Genomic DNA, 17,567 nt, shown 5'->3' on the forward strand with positions numbered 1-17,567 from the left:
AGGCCCCGAGGCCCCGAGGCCCCGAACGATGGTCACCCAACGCTGACCAAACACCACTGAAGATCCAACCCACCGGCGGATCGCGACACCACCGGACGAACCGCCCCCACGACGGGTGCGGGGGCCTGCCGTGCCCGGCGCAGGGATCAAGCCTGACCGCCCGGAGCCGGGCACGGCAGGCCCCCGCACCCCACCGCAACCACGGCAAGCCCAACCAGCCACAGCTCAACCAGCAAGAGCAGAGAACCGCCGCCGCGCCCCCACCAGCACCACGAACGCCAGCGCCAGCCCCACCCCCATGGTCACCGGCAGCGGGCTCGGCGCCCCCGGCAGCAGCCCGGCCAGCGACCGCGACGCGGTGCCCAGCGCCAGGTAGAGACCGGCCCAGGCCGCCGCGCCGAGGGTCGCGCAGCCGAGGAACCGGCGGTACGACATCCGCAGCCCGCCGGCGGCCAGCGGCAGCAGCGCGTTGAACACCGGCAGGAACGGCGCGATCATCATCATCCGGCCACCGCCGCGGCTGAGGATCCCCTCCGCCGCGCTCCAGCGCGACTCACCGATCCAGCCCCCGATCCGGCTGTGGCGCAGGCGCTCGGCGTAGCGGCGACCGACCAGGAAACTCAGCGACCAGCCGGCCAGGCAGCCGGCCAGCACCGCGGCGAAGGTGGCCAGCCCGGTGGCCGGGCGGCCCACCCCGACCGCGGCCAGGATCGCCACGTCACCGGGGATCAGCACACCCAGCAACGGTACGGCGTCGAAGAGCATGACCAGCCCGAGCGCGCCCATCAGCACCAGGATGGGCAGTTCTCCGATCTGGGCCAGCCATTGCGTCATGCCTCGTACGCTATGGCCGCCGCACCACCGTGGACATCAGGTCACAGCCCCCAGCGCCCCCTGGTATCCGCCTCGGGGTCGCCCCTGAGAGGGCCCGCGCGTCACGCGGGTCGCAGCACCTGCACCCGGCGCAGCGACGAGTCCACCGACGGCTCGGTGGTGGGCACCGGATAGTCGGCCAGCACCCGCAGCCCGTCGGCGGGCAGGTGCCCCCGACCGGGGTCCCCGACCAGGACCTCGGCGCCGGAGGCGACGGCCCGTCGCAGGAACGGCAGCATCCTCTCGGCCATCGGGCGGCTGTAGAACACGTCCCCGGCGACCACCAGATCGGCGTCGACGCCGACGCTGTCGAGCAGGTCGTCCCCGCTGGCGTCGATGGTGACCCGGTTGGCGCGCGCGTTGACGATGATGGCCGCCACGGCGTACGGGTCGATGTCGTTGGCGACGACGTCGGCGGCGCCGGCCAGCGCGGCGGCGATGGCCACCAGACCCGAGCCGGCGGCGAGGTCGAGGACGCGGCGTCCGGCGGCCAGCTCCGGATGGTCCAGCAGGTGCCGGGCCAGGGCCTGGCCGCCGGCCCAGGCGGAGGCCCAGTACGGCGGTGGCAGGGCGTGACCGGCGAGCGCCTCCATCCGGGCCCACCAGACGATCGCGTCCTCGGCGAGGTGCAGCCGCACCTCCGGGACGAACGGGGTGGGCACCAGTTGAAGCCGGTCCAGGCCGGAACCGGGCGCGTCGATCTCGCGCTCCAGCTCGGACAGCGCAGTGGCTGCGGCACCCCTCATCGGCGCAAGCATGCCGTAGCGGAGGGTGGTCGGGGCGGCTTTCGCGTGCCGGCGCGCACAGAGTTCATCTGAGTTCGAGTAAACACCTACGGCACTTCGGCCGGCAGATTGCGGCTTCGCCCGCTACTGTCGAACAGGTACGGGCGACCATCGGCCACAGGCCGGTGGTCCGCCGCTTTGAACAGGGAGAGATGCATGGCAACCGGCACGGTTAAGTGGTTCAACTCGGAAAAGGGCTTCGGCTTCATCGAGCAGGACGGTGGAGGGCCGGACGTGTTCGTCCACTACTCCGCCATCGCTTCGAGCGGCTACCGCGAGCTCAACGAGGGCCAGAAGGTCGAGTTCGAGGTGACCCAGGGCCAGAAGGGCCCGCAGGCGGACAACGTCCGCCCGATGTAGTTCCGTGCCGGTGACGGCGGTCGGTCCCCGGCCGCCGTCGCAGTGCACTCAAGACGCTGCCGGGGCGGCGGGCAGGTCCCGCCGCCGCCGGAGCGGCCCTATCAGCATGATCAGCGGGGTGATCGCCAACCAGGCGGTCATCACGCCGATCGCCGTGCCAACGCCGTAGCGCGCGCCGAGGGCTCCGGCCAGCACGGCCGCCAGCGGGATGGCACCGAAGTTGAGCAGGTGCATGCTCACCGTCACGCGGCCGAGCAGGTGGTGCGGTGTGTACGTCTGCCGGAAGGCGCCCTTGACCACGTTGCCGATGGCCACTCCGAGGCCGATCAGCACGCCGCCGAGGGCCGGCCAGACCAGCCCGACGCCGGGTGCGGCCAACGGGATGAGCAGGGCGGGCGGGCCGGTGAGCGCTGCCCCGATGAGCATGGCGCGCGCGGTGCCACACCGGCGGGCCAGGGCGGTGGCGAGCAGCGCGCCGATGATTCCCCCGGCGCTCATCACTCCGACCAGCACGCCCACCAGGCCCGGTGCGAGCCGCAGCTCACGCACCAGGAACACCACCAGGACCGCCTGGTAGCCGGTCAGACCAATGTTGCTGGCCGCGCCGAAGACGGTCAGCACCCGCAGGTACGGGTCGCGGATGACGAAGCGCAGTCCCTCGACGATGTCCCGACGCAGCGACCGGGACCGGTCCGGCCGGGCGGGGCACGGCTCGGCGGTGCGGATGCGCAGCAGGAGGACCGCCGAGAACAGGAACGTCAGCGCGTCCAGCAGCAACGCGGCGACCGCCCCGGTGAGCTGGGCGATCAGGCCCGCGATGCCGGGCCCGACGACGTAACTCACGGTCTGCGTGGCCTGTAGTTTCGCGTTTCCCTCGGGCAGTTGCTCGGGCCGCAGCAGCACCGGCAGGTAGACCTGGTCGGCGGTCTCGAAGAAGACCCGTGCGGCGCCGGCGCCGAGCGCCACAAGCAGCAACTGCTCGACGGTGAGGTGGCCCAGGGCGGCGGTCACCGGCACGCTGAGGAACGCCAGGGCGCAGAGCAGGTCGCAGACCACCATCAGGGGCCGGCGTGGCAGCCGGTCCACCCACGCGCCGGCCGGGAGGCCGATCAGCAGCCAGGGCAGCCAGGCCGCGGCGGTGAGGACCGCCACCTGGAAGGTGCCGGCGTCGAGCACGGCGACCGCCACCAGGGGCAGCGCGACAGTGGTGACGTTGCTGCCGATGCTGCTGACCGTCTGCCCGGCCCAGAGCAGGCGGAAGTCGCGATGCCGCAGCAGCCCGCCGGCCGGTCGGAGCGGGCTCGGGTCGGTGCGGGTGGCCGCCGTCACGGCCGGGCCGGTACGCCGTGGACGAACACGAAGACGGGCTGGCGTTCGCGGCCGTCGTCGGGCAGCGGTCGGGCCGCCCAGCGATCCAGCAGGTCGATCATCTCGCGGCTCAGCTCGGCCAGTTCCTCGGGCGTGAGGTGCAGCCACTTGTCCGTCGAGAACGGCGCGTCGGCCCAGGCGGCCTGCGCCGACTCGTCGCTGGCGTGCCAGGCGCGCGCCAGGGAGACGTGCCGGTCCAGGTTGAGTGAGGTGGCGGCGTCGGCGACGGCCCGGGCCGCCGGGTCGGCGTCGAAGTCGGCGTTGGACCAGCGCACTCCCCGGGTGACGAGCTGCCACCACCGTTCGCGGCGGTCGCGGGCCAGCTCGGGAGCCTCGGTGACGAGGTCGGCGGCGGCGAGCACCTTGAGGTGGTGGCTGACGTTCGCCGGCGCCTGGTCGGTGCGTTCGGCGAGCAGGCCGACGGTCGACGGGCCGTGCACCTTGAGCACGTCCATCAGTCGGCGGCGCAGCGGGTGGGCCATGGCGGCCAGCACTCGCGAGTCGGTGACCTGGCGTACGTCGGGTGTGTCCATGGCGCGAGCATCGCATCCGCAATGGCAGTTGCGCAACGACTATTGCCCAATCGTTCTTGCGGATAGTGGTGGGGAGGGGCGGCCCGGTGGGGACGAGCCGCCCCTCGCTCAGGCGACGAGCCGGCGGGCCAGTTCGTCGGCGACCTGCTTGGCGATGGAAGGCGGGATGGCCGCGGCGATCTTCTCCGGCGTCAGGCCGGCCAGCACGCCCGCGATGATCGCCGGTTCGTCGGTGAAGTCGCGCCCGGCCAGCGTGTTCAGCGCCGTCTGGATGGCGGTGATCTGCACGCCGAGGCTCTTGAGGTTCGGGTGGCCGGTCACCGGCGCTCCGGTGTCGTCCCGCCCCTCGGCCAGGCGCAGGTAGACCTGACCGATCGGGTTACGACCGTCGAGCACGGTCAGGTTCTTGTGGACGGTGGCCAGCCAGTTGTGTTCTTCGGGGGTCATGTCGTCGTCCTTCAGGAGTCCGATGGAGCTGAGGTAGCGGCGGAACAGTGGCCGCTGGTCACGGCCGGCCTTGATGGCGTCACGGAAGAAGCTGAAGTGGGTGTGCCAGCGGTGCGTGTCGTCGCCGCTGTTGCGCTTGCCGAGCCGGTCCCACCGCTTCACGGTCGTACCGTCGGGGCTGTAGATGATCTCGCGGATGTCCCGGGTGTCCGCCGCGTTCGCGGTGCACTGACCCACACACCAGAGCGAGAAGCTGGGCAGGGTGTGCGTACGTCCGCCGGAACGGACCTCGAAGCCGCCGACGTCGAGCGCCGCCGCGTCGAGGGTCAGACCGTTGCGGTCCCGCGACGACTCCACCACCGAGTAGTCGTTGGTCACCACCCGGTCCGATCCGCAGTGGTAGCCGCCCCGGTGGGCCGCGTCACCGACGATCCCGACCTCCGCCGGTTCCAGGTCGGCGTCGCGAACGGTGTTCGGGTCGACGTTGAGGTGCGTGAGAAGGAGACTTCGGACGGCCAACAGGTTCGCCGGAGCCCGGGTCATGGGGCCCCCTTCCGATTGACGGGGGCCGGACATGACGTCACACCGCGTACGCGGTGCTGGGCTTCAGGCGAGCCCGGCCTACTGGTGCACGGCGCCGGGCGTTGACCCAACCATAGCCCGCACAAAACATGAACGCCCAGCTCAGAGGGGGTATCTTCGTTTCAGATGCTGCGCGGGGCAGTGTGGACGATCGGCAGCCACAGCGCCGAGGGATGCGCCGGATCGTGCAGAACCTGCCGCCAGCCGGCACGCAGCGTAACGGCCGTGCCGAGGGGCTCCCCACTGCCCGGGTTGCGCGCCCAGCGCGGGTGGGCGCCGCCGGCGACCTGGACGCGCAGTCGGTGCCCGGCCGCGAACCGGTACGCGGTCGGCCAGAGCGGCACCGGCACCCGCAGCGCCCCGGACCCGTCGAGGGCGAACCGGCCGGGTGCGACCCGGACCAGTCCGTCGCACACGTTGCGAGAGCGCCCTCGCCGGTCCACATCGCACAGTCGAACGAAGACGTCCAGATACGCCAGCTCGCTGCGGACGTGGATCTCCGCGCGTACGCCGCCGATCACCTCTACCGGCTCGGTGAGCGGAGCGCTGGTGTACGTCAGGACGTCGGGTCGGGCCTCGACGTGCCGGTTGTCCACCGGGCCGGCCCGCTTGGCGACCAGCAGCGGGCCACCGAGCGACGGGGTGGGGTCGGCGGGGTCGTACCGGAACTCGTCCGGGGCCGAGGGGTTCGGCGGGCGGATCGCCAGCTCGCCTCCCGGGTGCAGGTGCCACGGGGTGTCGGTGGCCGGTGGTGGCCAGTCCGGCAGGTCCCGCCAGCCGCCGTCGGGACCGCCCACGTGCAGCCGGACCGGGGCCCCGCGGGACACCTCGGTGGGCCGCCGCTCGTCGGCCGCAGACCCGCCCAGATGCTCGTCCAGCCAGGCCAGTCCCTCGCGCAACGCGGCCACGAAGAGACCGGGGCTGCCGTGCGTCCACGGTCCGATCACCAGCCGCGGCCGGGCGCCCGCGGCGCGCAGGGTGGCGTGGTCGTCGAGCTGGGCGGGCAGGAAGATGTCGTGCCAGCCGGTGACCATGACGACGGGTGCGCGCACGCGGGCCACCCGGTCGTTGAAGACCCGGCCCTTCCAGTACGCGGCGTCGGGATCGTGGTGGCGCAGCCACTCCTGAAAGAACCCGATGGTGACGCCGGTGGCGACCCGGTCCGCTCCGGCCAGCGGCAGGTGATCCAGTGCGGCAGCCAAGCGGGGCTGCCCACGCTTGAGTTCCCACTGCCGGGCCAGCCTCGACACGGTCTGGGCGTGCAGCAGCTCGGCCCAGGTCAGCACGGTGTCCAGGGCGAACGACTCCCCCGCGTACGTCGAGTCCCGGGTGGACGACGCGGTCACCACCGCGACCATCGCGCGCAGGTCCTCGCCGGCGTCGGCGGCCAGCGCCCACTGGGCGAAGCCCTGGTAGCTGACGCCGAACATGCCGAGCGCTCCGGACCACCAGGGCTGGCGGCGCAGCCAGTCCAGGGTGTCCACCCCGTCGTCGCGCTCGTGCACCAGTGGGGCGAACGTGCCACCGGAGCCGCCCGTGCCCCGGCAGGACTGGATCACCGCGTGTCGACCGCGCGCGGCGAGCAACCGGCCGAGCAGCCGCAACGGCCCGCCCCGCCCGTACGGGGTGCGGATCAGCACGGTCGGGGCGGACCGGTCGGCCGGGGCGTAGTGGTCGGTCCGCAGCACGACGCCGTCACGTACCCGGATCGGGATGTCGCGGGTGACCCGCACCGGGCCGGGGCGCACGGCGGGAAGCCGCAGCGCGGCAGCGGCGAGGCGGGCGACGAGCCGGCCCGGCACGCTCAGCCCGTCGTCCGGCGGGGCGGCTCGGGCCGGGCGGCGCGGACCGCGTCGCGGTGCGCCCGCAGCGACTCGCCCATCTCCGCCAGGAACCGGTGCACCACCTCCAGCTCGTCCTCGCCGAAGCGGTCCATCACCGTGTCGGTGCGGGCGCCCAGCGGCCGGAAGAACTCCATGGCCAGCGCGGCGCCCTGGTCGGCGTAGTGCAGCAGCACCTTGCGCCGGTCGACGGTGTCCCGGTCCCGGCGGATGTGCCCGGCCCGCTCCAGCCGGTCGATCAGGGCGGTGACCGACCCGGACGACAGGTTGAGCTGCTCGCCGAGGCGGCCGGGGGTGATCGGGTCACCGAACAGCTCGGCGTCCATGACCGCGATCAGCGCGTTCAGGTCGGTCGGGTTGAGGCCGTGCAGGTTGGCGAAGGCGTGGCCGACCTGCTGGGCGTCCACCGCGTACCGCCGGAGGTTGTTGGTGATCTCCGCGACCAGCTGATCGCGGCGCGTGTCGCGCCGCCGGTACATGCCGTGAGTCGCCACCTCGCGCCGCTTCTCCCCGTCGTCGGTCCCCGGGTTGCAGCATAGAACAGCCGCCGATAATCTCGCCTATCAAGATACTCGACTCTCGAAAGATCTAGGGGTCACCGATGTCTGTCTTCACCAGGGTCGCGCGGGGCCGGCTGGCCGCCTGGCTCACCGTGGCCGCCGCGCTCGTCGTGGGCGCGGCCGTCTTCGGGATACCCCGACCGGACAACCCGGCGCCGGTCTCCGCCACCGGCCTGTCCGTGCAGTGGGAGTCGACCCAGGTGCAGCGCCTCCAGGACCAGTTGCCGTCCAGCGACGTCCAGCCGGCCATCGTGGTCGTCAGTCGGGGCGACGGTGCGGCGTTGAACGAGGCCGACCGGGCCGCCCTCGCCGCCCGCTCCGGCGACCTGGGTCGCTTCGCGGTGGGCGGTCGGGCCAGCCCTGCGCAGGTCTCCCCGGACGGCACTGTCGCGCTCGTCGCCGTGCCGCTGGACACGGCCGGCGGCCAGGAGGCGGTCACCGAGACCGTCACCCAGCTGCGCGACACGCTCGCGGACCTGCCCGACGGGCTGGCCGCCGAGGTCACCGGCGCCCCCGCCTTCACCGCGGATCTGTCGTCCGTCTTCGAGGGCGCCGACGTCACCCTGCTCGCGGTGACCGCCGCCGTGGTCGCGTTGCTGCTGCTGATCACGTACCGCAGCCCGTTCCTGTGGATCGTTCCGCTGCTCGTGGTCGCGGCGACCGAGCAGCTCACCCTGCGCGCGGTGGACACGATCGTGCCGGCCGTCGGCATCAACCTCCAAGAGGGCCAGGTCACCGGCATCGCCAGCGTGCTGGTCTTCGGCGCCGCCACCGACTACGCCCTGCTGCTCATCGCCCGCTACCGGGAGGAGCTGCGGCGCGAGGAGAACCGCTTCGCGGCGATGCGCGCCGCGCTGCGGCGTACCGCGGAGCCCATCCTGGCCAGCGGCGGAACCGTGGTGCTCGGTGTGCTCACCCTGCTGCTCAGCGAGCAGGAGACGAACCGGGCACTGGCCGTGGCCTGCGCCACCGGTGTGGTCTTCGCCATGCTCTCGGCGCTGTTCGTGCTCCCCGCCGTGCTGGTGCTCTTCGGTCGCGGGCTGTTCTGGCCCTTCGTACCCCGCGTCGGCGGCCCGGTGCGCGAGGGCCGGCTCTGGGGTCGGCTCGGCAGTGCCGTGCAACGCCGTCCGGTGGTCGTCGCGGTGCTGGCCACCCTGCTGCTCGGCGGCCTGGCGCTCGGTGGGCTCGGGATCCGCACCGGCCTGTCCGAGACCGAGCAGTTCCGGGCCCAGCCCGAGGCGGTGACCGGCGCGCAGACCCTGGCCCGGGCGTTCCCCGCCGGCAGCACCCAACCGGTGGCCGTGCTCACCACCCCGGCGGCGGTGCGGGCGGTCACCGACGTCGCCGCCGCCGTTCCCGGCGTCGCCTCCGCGCGACCCGGCGACGCCGGCGAGGCCGTCGCCCAGGTCGACGTGGTGCTGGACGCCGAACCCGGCACGACCGCCTCGGACCGCACGATCGAGGCGCTGCGCGACGCGGTCGCCGCCGTTCCCGACTCCGCTCCCCCGGCCGTCGCCGGCGCCGACGCGCCCGCCGGGGCGATCGTCGGTGGTTCGGTGGCCGCCACGTACGACTCCGAGCAGGCCAACGACCGCGACCTGCGGTTGATCCTGCCGATCATCCTGCTGCTCGTCGGCGCGGTGCTCGTGCTGCTGCTGCGGGGGCTGCTGGCGCCGGTGCTGCTGGTGCTCACCGTGATCGCGTCGTTCTTCGCCAGCCTCGGCGCGGCGTGGCTGCTCTTCGACCACGTGCTCGATTTCCCGGCGCTCGACAGCGGCGTGCTGCTGCTGGCCTTCGTGTTCCTGGTCGCCCTCGGCGTGGACTACAACATCTTCCTGGTCACCCGTGCTCGGGAGGACGCCCGCAGCACGGGCACCCGAGCCGGGATGTTGTCCGCGTTGCGGGTCACCGGAGGTGTGATCACCAGCGCCGGAGTGCTGCTCGCCGCGGTGTTCGCCGTGCTCGGTGTGCTGCCGCTGATCACGCTCACGCAGATCGGCATCATCGTCTGCATCGGCGTCCTGCTGGACACGCTGCTGGTCCGCACGGTCCTGGTGCCGGCGCTGGCGTTCCTGCTCGGGGACCGTTTCTGGTGGCCAGGCCGCGTCGACGCCCACCCGGGCGTCGACGTCCCGACGACGCGTGAGCCGGTGGCCGCGCGGGACTGACCGCCCACGCGACGGGGGCGGGGCCGGGAACCACCCGACCCCGCCCCCGTCGACGTGTTCAGTACCCCAGGCAGACGCACTCGGTCATCAACGCCCGCACGTTGCGCACATACGACGGATTGGGGATGGCGAGGGGCTCGCCCTCCTGCGCCACCGCCCCGTGCCCGTAGTTGTACGCGGAGATGACGGCGTTGAGCAGGCAGGAGTCGAGTTCGGCGGTGCACAGGTCCGCGTCGAGTCGGAAGTCGGACTCGAAGTACATGTCGCCGATGTACTTGGTCAGCCAGGCCAGGTAGTTGGCACCCAGGTACGCGTTGTCCCGGTAGTCGGCGATGTCGTAGCTCTGCTCGAACCGCTGGTTCATCCAGGTGGCGGTGCCCGGCATCACCTGCATCAGCCCGACGCCACCGTCGCAGGCGTAGATGTTGGACTGCCAGCCGCTCTCCTGCCAGGCGGTCGCCTTGACCAGGTTGAGCGGGATCTTGAGCTCCGGTGCGGAGCCGGGCCAGTACGTGCGGCTGGCGGCATCGGTCAGCGCCGCCTTCACGTCGGCGCGGCTCGCCTGGGTGCCCTTGTAGCTGGGCTTGCAGGACGAGGGGGCGGGCTTCGGCGGCGCCGGCGGGACCTGCGTCTCGGTGGGCGGCTTGGCGACCGCGCGCGGCTTCGGGGCCGCCGTCGTACGGGTCGGCTTCTTCGAGGGCGTCGGGGAGGCCGAGGCGCTGCGGCTCGGGGCGGCACCCATCGCCGCCACCGCGCTCGGCGAGGGGCTCGGCTCGCCAGCGGCCTCGTCGATCGGGGTCTCCTCCGTCGGCGCTTCGGTAACCGAGACGGGGGCGGCCTGGTCCTGCGGGCGTTCCCCCTTACCGGCGCAGCCGACCGCCCCGCCGGCGAGCAGGAGCCCGGCGAGCACGAGTGCGCCCACCCGACCGGTCCGTTCACGCATGGTGGTCCTCCCCCGTCTGACAGTCGCCGCAGATTAGCAAGGTTCGACCGGACGACGGGGCCCCTGCGGCGGCCGGGCCGGGTCGGCCGGCTGCGCCCGGTGGCCCACCGCCCGGTCCCTGGTGGCCCAGGCGACCATGAACACCACAGTCCACAGCACCCCGAGCAGCACCGCCGCGGCAGTGCCGCTCGCCGTGTCCAGGCCGAGGTAGAGCCGTGCGGCGCCGACCCCGAGCACGCCCGCGGCGGCGGCCGTCCACGCGGCCACCGCCACCGGCCAGTGGGCGCTGCGCGACACCAGCCACGCCAGGGTGCACAGGCTCGCCGCGACCACGGCGTTCTGGGTCGAGAAGGGGACGGCCTCGTGCCCACCTGGACCGCCACCGGGCGTCGGCGTCAACTCGGCCACCACGGCCAGCACCACAAGCGGCACGAACGCGCCCACGGTGCCGACCACACTGAGCAGATCCGCGCGCCAGGGGCGGTTCCGCCACGCCAGCACCGCCGCCACCAGCGCCACCAACACGATCAGCACCCACCCGCGTACCAACGACACCACGACCAGGGTGGCGTCGGCGGCGTCCGGGGTCCGGCGGGCGGTGAACCAGGCACCGATCGCCCCGTCCAGCGCCGCCAGCCCGCTGTTGCGCACCACGACGGCGAGCAGGCCGGCGATGGCCAGCCCGGCGGCGAAGAGCAGCAGCAGCCCGGCGGCCAGGTTGAGCAGCAGCGTCCAGGCCGGCCCGATCCGCATGGCCACCAGGAAGAACAGCACCCCGTAGCGGGCGCTGAGCCAGCGCACCGGCGGCAGCGCGGCGGCCCGGGACAGCAGCGCGCGTACCGGGTCGGGGTTGCGGCCGAGCCACCGCCCGGAGAGCACCACCCCCAGCAGCCCCGCCAGCAACGCCAGTGCGGCGCCGGTGGCCCGGCCGAGCAGCCGGGAGACCGTGTCGTACGACTCACCGGCGAGGTGGCCGAGCAGCACCGAGCAGCCGACCCAGGTGACGATGCCGGCCACGTTCCACGGCGCGAACCGCCGGTACGACATGCCGGCGGACCCCGCCAGCCGGGGCACCAGGGTGCGGGCGAAGGCCACCCAGCGCGCCGCGAACACGCCCCGGCCGCCCAGCCGGGCGAGCATCGCGTCGGCCCGGCGCCACCGCTCGGGCCCGACCCGGTGGCCCAGCCCGGCACGCAGCTTCGGGCCGAAGCGCCGCCCGGCGCGGAAGGCCAGCGCATCGCCCACGAACGCCGAGACGATCATCGCGAGCAACGCCGGTCCGAGCCGCAAGGTACCGTTGTAGGTGAGGAAGCCGACGAGCAGCAGGGTAGCCTCACCCGGCACCAGCAGGCCGAAGATCACCGCGGTCTCGCCCGCCACGATCAGCGCGGCGACCAGGTAGATCCACAGGGTGGGCAGACCTTGCACCCAGGTCAGCAGGTCGTGCACTCAGGCCCCCGGGACCGGGAGCCAGCATGCCAGCCGGTGCAACGACCGGGACAGCAGTTTCACCATAGATCAGGGGCACCTGGGGGTGACCCCGACGCAGCCTGCGCGCGCGCAGGCGGAAGGATAGAGGGTATGCAGCTTCGCACCGACCTCCGCAACGTCGCCATCATCGCTCACGTCGACCACGGCAAGACCACCCTGGTCGACGCCATGTTGCGGCAGGCCGGGGCGTACGGCGCCCGGGGCGAGAACACCGAGCGGGTGATGGACTCGGGTGACCTGGAGCGGGAAAAGGGCATCACGATCCTGGCCAAGAACACCGGTGTGCGCTACCTGCCGGCGGACGGCTCCGACCCGGTCACCATCAACATCATCGACACCCCCGGCCACGCCGACTTCGGTGGCGAGGTCGAGCGCGGCCTCACCATGGTCGACGGCGTGGTGCTGCTGGTGGACGCCAGCGAGGGCCCGCTGCCGCAGACCCGCTTCGTGCTGCGTAAGGCGCTGCAGGCCCGGATGCCGATCATCCTGGTGATCAACAAGGTCGACCGCCCCGACGCCCGGATCAAGGAGGTCGTGGACGACACCTACGAGCTCTTCCTCGACCTGGACGCCGACGAGGAGCAGATCGACTTCCCGATCGTCTACGCGTGCGCCCGCGACGGCGTCGCCTCGCTGACCCAGCCCGCCGACGGTTCGGTGCCCGACGACAGCACCTCCCTGGAGCCGCTGTTCCGCACCCTGCTGGACACCATCCCGGCCCCCGCGTACGAGGATGGCGCTCCGCTGCAGGCGCACGTCACCAACCTCGACGCCTCGCCGTTCCTCGGCCGGCTGGCGCTGTGCCGGGTCCGCCAGGGCACGATCAGCAAGGGCCAGACGGTGGCCTGGTGCCGCACCGACGGCAGCACCCAGCGGGTCCGCATCTCCGAGATGCTGATGACCGAGGGCCTGGAGCGCAAGCCGGCCGAGACGGCCGGTCCGGGCGACATCATCGCGGTCGCCGGCATCTCCGACATCATGATCGGCGAGACCCTCGCCGACGCGGAGAACCCGGTCGCGCTGCCGCTGATCACCGTCGACGAGCCGGCCATCTCGATGACGATCGGCACCAACACGTCACCGCTGGTGGGCCGGGTCAAGGGCTCCAAGGTCACCGCGCGGATGGTCAAGGACCGGCTCGACAAGGAGCTGGTCGGCAACGTGTCGCTGCGGGTGCTGCCCACCGAGCGGCCGGACGCCTGGGAGGTGCAGGGCCGTGGTGAGCTGGCGCTGGCCATCCTGGTCGAGCAGATGCGCCGGGAGAGCTACGAGCTGACCGTCGGCAAGCCGCAGGTCGTCACCAAGGAGATCGACGGCAGGACCTGCGAGCCGGTCGAGCGGTTGACCATCGACGCGCCCGAGGAGTACCTGGGCGCGATCACCCAGCTCCTCGCGACCCGTAAGGGCCGGATGGAGCAGCTGGTCAACCACGGCACCGGCTGGATCCGGATGGAGTGGCTGGTCCCGGCGCGCGGCCTGATCGGCTTCCGCACCGAGTTCCTCACCGACACCCGGGGCACCGGCATCCTGCACCACGTCTTCGAGTCGTACGAGCCGTGGTTCGGCGAGCTGCGCACCCGCAACAACGGTTCGCTGGTCGCCGACCGGGCCGGCGCGGTCACCGCCTTCGCGATGATCAACCTGCAGGAGCGCGGCCAGCTCTTCGTCGACCCGACCACCGAGGTGTACGAGGGCATGATCGTCGGGGAGAACTCGCGCTCCGACGACATGGACGTCAACATCACCAAGGAGAAGAAGCTCACCAACATGCGGGCCTCGACCTCCGACGAGACCGAGAAGCTGATCCCGCCGCGCAAGCTCTCGCTGGAGCAGGCGCTGGAGTTCTGCCGCGAGGACGAGTGCGTCGAGGTCACCCCGACCGCGGTGCGCATCCGCAAGGTGGTGCTCGACCAGCAGCAGCGCGGTCGGGCCGCCGCCCGCCGCAAGCACGCCGGCTGAGGACACCAGCACCCGGCACCGGGCGCGTCGGCCGCTTGCGGCCGGCGCGCCCGTCCGCTTTCCGGCGGGGGTACGCGGGCCCGCCCGCCCCGTGATCAGCTACGGTCACCGGCATGACCTGGGATGATCTCGACGCCCATCTGGAAAGGGTGCCGGGCACCGTCTCGGCGTACGTCTGTCGACTCGACGCGCCCCCGACCTGGACCCGCCACGCCGACGCCGGCCACTACGCCGCCAGCACCATGAAGGTGGGGGTGCTGACCGCGCTGCACCGCGCCGCCGAGGCCGGCACGCTGGAGCTGGACGCCGACGTCCCGGTGGTCAACGAGTTCGACTCGGCTCAACCCGGCGCGCCCCGCTTCTCCTGCGCCCAGCACTACGACAACGACGACGCCGTGTGGGACCGGCTCGGCGGCACCGCGCCCCTGCGCTGGCTCGCCGAGCGGATGATCGTGCGGTCCAGCAACCTGGCCACCAACCTGGTCATCGGGCACGTCGGGTTGCCCGCGGTGGCCGAGGTGTGGAGGCTCGCCGGCGCCCGCAACAGCGTCACCGGCCGGGGCATCGAGGACTTCGCCGCCCGCGAGGCCGGCATCACCAACACCGTCACCGCCGCCGACCTGGCCGCCCTGCTGGGCGCGCTGGCCAGCGGCGCCACGACTCCCGGCCGCCTCGCCTCGCCGGCCGGCTGCGCCGCCATGCTGGACGTGCTGCTCGCCCAGGAGCACCGCGAGGACCTGGCCGCCGGCCTGCCCGAGGGCACCCGCGTCGCGCTCAAGAACGGCTGGGTGCGCGGCGTGCGCCACAGCGTCGGCGTGGTGCTGCCCGACGACGCCCCGCCGTACGTCATCGCCGTGTGCACCACCACCGACCTGGCCGACAGCGACGAGGGGGTCGTCGACGACGCCTGCCGCCTGATCGCGCACGTCTCGGCGCAGGTCTGGGCCGCCCGCCACCGGCTCTGAGGCCGGCGCCCGCCGATCCGGCTAGGCTGCTGCCACCCCCACCTCGGAGCCGCTGATGCCTCGCAGCCGTACCCTGCTCGTCGTCTTCCTGGTCGTGACGGCGGCGAACCTGGTGGCCAACGCCGTCGACAGTCCAGTGGCCGAGCTGCTCACCAAGCCGCTGCTGATGCCGCTGCTGGCCGCGTACCTCTGGCGGGCGGCCACCGAACGCGGCGCCCGGCCGGACCGGCTGGTGCTCGCCGCGTTGGCCTGCTCCACGGCCGGCGACGTGGCGCTGCTGGCCTCCGGCACCGGCTGGTTCATGGCCGGCATGGTCTGCTTCCTCGCCGCCCACGTCTGCTACCTCGTGGCCTTCACCCGGCACGGCGCCGCGACGCGGCTGCGTCGTCCGCCGCTGGTCGCAATGCCGCTGGTGTACGCGGTGCTGACCGTCGCCGCGCTGGCCTGGATGTGGGCGGGGCTGACCGAGGCCGGGCTGGCCGTGCCGGTGGCCGGCTACGCCGTCGCGCTGGCGGCGATGGCCACCACCGCCGTGACCCAGGGCTGGCGGGTCGGTGTGGGCGCCGCGCTGTTCCTCGGCTCCGATCTGCTGATCGCCGCCGGGGTGGCCGACGTGGCCCAGCCGCCCGGCGCGCCGGTGCTCGTGATGGCGACGTACGCGGCCGGCCAGGCGTTGATCGTCATCGGGCGGGTCGCCCGCGCCGACGTGCCGCCCGGCGTGGCGGTCACTCCAGCAGTTGCGCCTGCAGCGCCGTGAGGACCTCGTCGGTCAGCCCCAACCCGTCGCGCAGGTAGCCGTCGAACGAGCCGTGCACCCGGCGCACCTCCTGGTAGGCGGCGTCGAGGTACTCGGCGCGAACCTCCAGCACCGGCAGCACCGCGTCGACGTCCAGGCCGGGCTGCCGGCGTCGCATCGCCTCGATGATCACCGCGCGGAGGCTGTCGGTCAGCGCGTTGTTGCGCAGGTACTCGGCGCGGATCGCGGCCTCGTCCACACCGAGCGCGGTGAGCAGGATGACGGTGAGCCAGCCGGTGCGGTCCTTGCCGGCGGAGCAGTGGTAGAGCAGCGGCAGGTTCTCCGGCTGGGCGGCCAGCCGCACCGCCGCGCCGAAGTTGACCCGGGCCGACTCGCCGGTGACGAACCATCGGTAGATCTCGGCCATCGCTCCCGCCGTGCCCTGCCGGGCCAGCTCCGCGTACGCGTCGAGGTCGTGGCCGAGCAGCACCGCCGAGACGTACGTGAAGACCGGGTGCTCCGGGTCGTGCACCGGCAGGTGCACGACCCGCGGCTCGCCCGCCAGCCGATCGGTCGGGGCGAGTGCGATCTCCGCGGCGGCGCGCAGGTCGAGCACGCAGGCCGGCCCCAGCTTCGCGAGCACCGGCAGATCCTCGTCGGTGAGCCGACCCAGAGCCGGAGTGCGGATCAGCCGTCCGGCGCGCACCTTCCGGCCGTCGACGCCGCGCAGCCCGCCCAGGTCACGGGCGTTCGGCGCGCCCACCAGCTCCCAGTCCCGCACGACCATCCGGTGTCCCCTCTCGCCGCGTGCCTGCGTATAGGGTGCCCCACATGACGATCTCGGCGGTACGCACCCACCGGGTTTCTGCCCCCTTACACACCCCGTTCGTCACCGCGCTGCGAAGTACCACCACCGTGGACACCCTGATCGTCGAACTGGTCGATGCCGACGGTCGGTCCGGCTTCGGCGAGGCGCCGCAGGTGTGGCAGGTCACCGGCGCGTCGGTCGCCGGCGCGCAGGCGTGCGTACGCGAACTGCTCGGCCCGCTGCTCACCGGACGTGACCCGGACGACCTGGTGGCCCGCTGCGCCGAGGTGCAGCGCGCGGTGGTCGGCAACGAGGCGGCGAAGGCGGCCATGGACGTGGCCCTGCACGACCTGGCCGCGCAGCGGCTGGGCGTACCCCTGGTGCGGTTGCTCGGCGGCACCACCCTGCGGGTTCCGACGGACGTCACCCTCGCCGCGGGCGACGCGGTGGACCTGGCGGCGGCCGCGCGCCAGCGGCAGGCCGACGGCTTCGGCGTGCTGAAGCTCAAGGTCGGCACGGACGCGGCCGGCGACCTGGACCGGGTACGGGCGGTCCGCGCGGCGGTCGGCGCCGGGGTCCGGATCCGACTCGACGCCAACCAGGGCTGGACGCCACGCGAGGCGGTCCGGGTGATCCGTGGCATCGAGGACGCCGGGCTGGACGTGGAACTGGTCGAGCAGCCGGTGGCCCGCTGGGACCTGGACGGGCTGGCCTGGGTCAGCGACCGGGTGTCCGTGCCGATCCTGGCCGACGAGGCGGTCTTCGGGGTCCGCGACCTGGTCGAGGTGATCCGTCGCCGGGCCGCCGACCTGGTCAACGTCAAGCTGGCCAAGTGCGGCGGCCTGCAACCGGCGCGCACCCTGCTGGAGCTGGCCACCGCGCACGGGCTCGGCACGGTGGTCGGGTCGATGATGGAGAGTCAGGTCGGCATCGGCGCGGCGGCGAGCCTGGTCGCCGCGTACGGCACCACGGCGGTCGCCGACCTGGACGCCGCCTGGTGGCTGGCCTGGTCGCCGGTCCAGGGAGGAATCCGCTACGAGGGGCCGACCGTGGTGCTGCCGGATGCGCCTGGCCTGGGCATCTCCGGCCTGGCTGAAGTAAAGATGCAGACCCGCGGTTGATGACCGTTGGTTTCTTTCATAGGGTTC

General features: G+C 72.9%; 16 protein-coding genes. 6 read left to right on the plus strand and 10 right to left on the minus strand.

The annotated features are described in order from the left end of the window. Nucleotides 1-225: 225 nt before the first annotated feature. Nucleotides 226-834, minus strand: a complete 609-nt coding sequence (locus ABZT87_RS09260) for a VTT domain-containing protein (RefSeq protein ID WP_355134702.1) — start codon at nt 832-834, stop codon at nt 226-228. Between the two features lie 101 nt (nt 835-935). Beyond that, complete coding sequence (locus tag ABZT87_RS09265; protein WP_354863203.1) at nt 936-1,619, minus strand: 50S ribosomal protein L11 methyltransferase; 684 nt, start codon at nt 1,617-1,619, stop codon at nt 936-938. A 195-nt stretch (nt 1,620-1,814) separates the two neighbouring features. Between ABZT87_RS09265 and ABZT87_RS09270 the strand changes: the two genes are divergently transcribed. Then, nucleotides 1,815-2,018 (plus strand): cold-shock protein, encoded by a 204-nt coding sequence (locus ABZT87_RS09270; RefSeq protein ID WP_007462771.1) that lies wholly within the window; start codon nt 1,815-1,817, stop codon nt 2,016-2,018. Nucleotides 2,019-2,066: 48 nt separating this feature from the next. Here the strand turns inward: ABZT87_RS09270 and ABZT87_RS09275 are convergent, their stop codons facing one another. From ABZT87_RS09275 to ABZT87_RS09295, 5 genes are all read right to left on the minus strand, one after another. Then, nucleotides 2,067-3,347, minus strand: a complete 1,281-nt coding sequence (locus ABZT87_RS09275; protein WP_355134704.1) for an MFS transporter — start codon at nt 3,345-3,347, stop codon at nt 2,067-2,069. After that, complete coding sequence (locus ABZT87_RS09280) at nt 3,344-3,919, minus strand: metalloregulator ArsR/SmtB family transcription factor (protein WP_355134706.1); 576 nt, start codon at nt 3,917-3,919, stop codon at nt 3,344-3,346. Before ABZT87_RS09280 ends, ABZT87_RS09275 begins: the two co-directional genes overlap by 4 nt. Before the next feature lie 108 nt (nt 3,920-4,027). Continuing rightward, the gene (locus tag ABZT87_RS09285; RefSeq protein ID WP_355134708.1) at nt 4,028-4,909 is read right to left on the minus strand and encodes a hypothetical protein; all 882 of its coding nucleotides are present in this window, start codon (nt 4,907-4,909) and stop codon (nt 4,028-4,030) included. A gap of 161 nt (nt 4,910-5,070) precedes the next feature. Then, a complete protein-coding gene (locus tag ABZT87_RS09290; protein WP_355135376.1) occupies nt 5,071-6,696 on the minus strand; it encodes a CocE/NonD family hydrolase in 1,626 nt (541 codons plus the stop codon). Between the two features lie 56 nt (nt 6,697-6,752). Next, nucleotides 6,753-7,268: a MarR family transcriptional regulator gene (locus ABZT87_RS09295; protein ID WP_354861427.1), complete on the minus strand. Its 516-nt coding sequence runs from the start codon at nt 7,266-7,268 to the stop codon at nt 6,753-6,755. Between the two features lie 122 nt (nt 7,269-7,390). Here ABZT87_RS09295 and ABZT87_RS09300 point away from each other — a divergent pair, with 122 nt between their 5' ends. Beyond that, nucleotides 7,391-9,517: an efflux RND transporter permease subunit gene (locus tag ABZT87_RS09300; RefSeq protein WP_355134710.1), complete on the plus strand. Its 2,127-nt coding sequence runs from the start codon at nt 7,391-7,393 to the stop codon at nt 9,515-9,517. Nucleotides 9,518-9,575: 58 nt separating this feature from the next. Here the strand turns inward: ABZT87_RS09300 and ABZT87_RS09305 are convergent, their stop codons facing one another. Next, nucleotides 9,576-10,460 carry a lytic transglycosylase domain-containing protein gene (locus ABZT87_RS09305; RefSeq protein ID WP_355134712.1) on the minus strand — a complete coding sequence of 295 codons (885 nt, stop codon included), beginning with the start codon at nt 10,458-10,460 and terminating at the stop codon, nt 9,576-9,578. A gap of 33 nt (nt 10,461-10,493) precedes the next feature. Beyond that, on the minus strand, nt 10,494-11,909 hold the full coding sequence (locus tag ABZT87_RS09310) for a DedA family protein (RefSeq protein WP_355134714.1): 1,416 nt from the start codon (nt 11,907-11,909) through the stop codon (nt 10,494-10,496). A gap of 132 nt (nt 11,910-12,041) precedes the next feature. Between ABZT87_RS09310 and typA the strand changes: the two genes are divergently transcribed. From typA to ABZT87_RS09325, 3 genes are all read left to right on the plus strand, one after another. Continuing rightward, entirely contained in the window at nt 12,042-13,910 is a 1,869-nt protein-coding gene (gene typA, locus ABZT87_RS09315; protein WP_354861421.1) for a translational GTPase TypA, read from the plus strand. Nucleotides 13,911-14,023: 113 nt separating this feature from the next. Continuing rightward, a complete protein-coding gene (locus ABZT87_RS09320) occupies nt 14,024-14,875 on the plus strand; it encodes a serine hydrolase (protein WP_355134716.1) in 852 nt (283 codons plus the stop codon). 55 nt (nt 14,876-14,930) lie between these two features. Next, a complete protein-coding gene (locus tag ABZT87_RS09325; protein ID WP_355134718.1) occupies nt 14,931-15,632 on the plus strand; it encodes a lysoplasmalogenase in 702 nt (233 codons plus the stop codon). Here the strand turns inward: ABZT87_RS09325 and ABZT87_RS09330 are convergent. After that, nucleotides 15,601-16,398, minus strand: a complete 798-nt coding sequence (locus ABZT87_RS09330; protein ID WP_355134720.1) for a tyrosine-protein phosphatase — start codon at nt 16,396-16,398, stop codon at nt 15,601-15,603. The genes ABZT87_RS09325 and ABZT87_RS09330 overlap by 32 nt on opposite strands. Before the next feature lie 44 nt (nt 16,399-16,442). Between ABZT87_RS09330 and ABZT87_RS09335 the strand changes: the two genes are divergently transcribed. Beyond that, entirely contained in the window at nt 16,443-17,540 is a 1,098-nt protein-coding gene (locus ABZT87_RS09335) for a dipeptide epimerase (protein WP_355134722.1), read from the plus strand. Nucleotides 17,541-17,567: the final 27 nt, after the last annotated feature.

This window comes from Micromonospora sp. NPDC005237, assembly GCF_040607775.1.
GTDB lineage: Bacteria > Actinomycetota > Actinomycetes > Mycobacteriales > Micromonosporaceae > Micromonospora.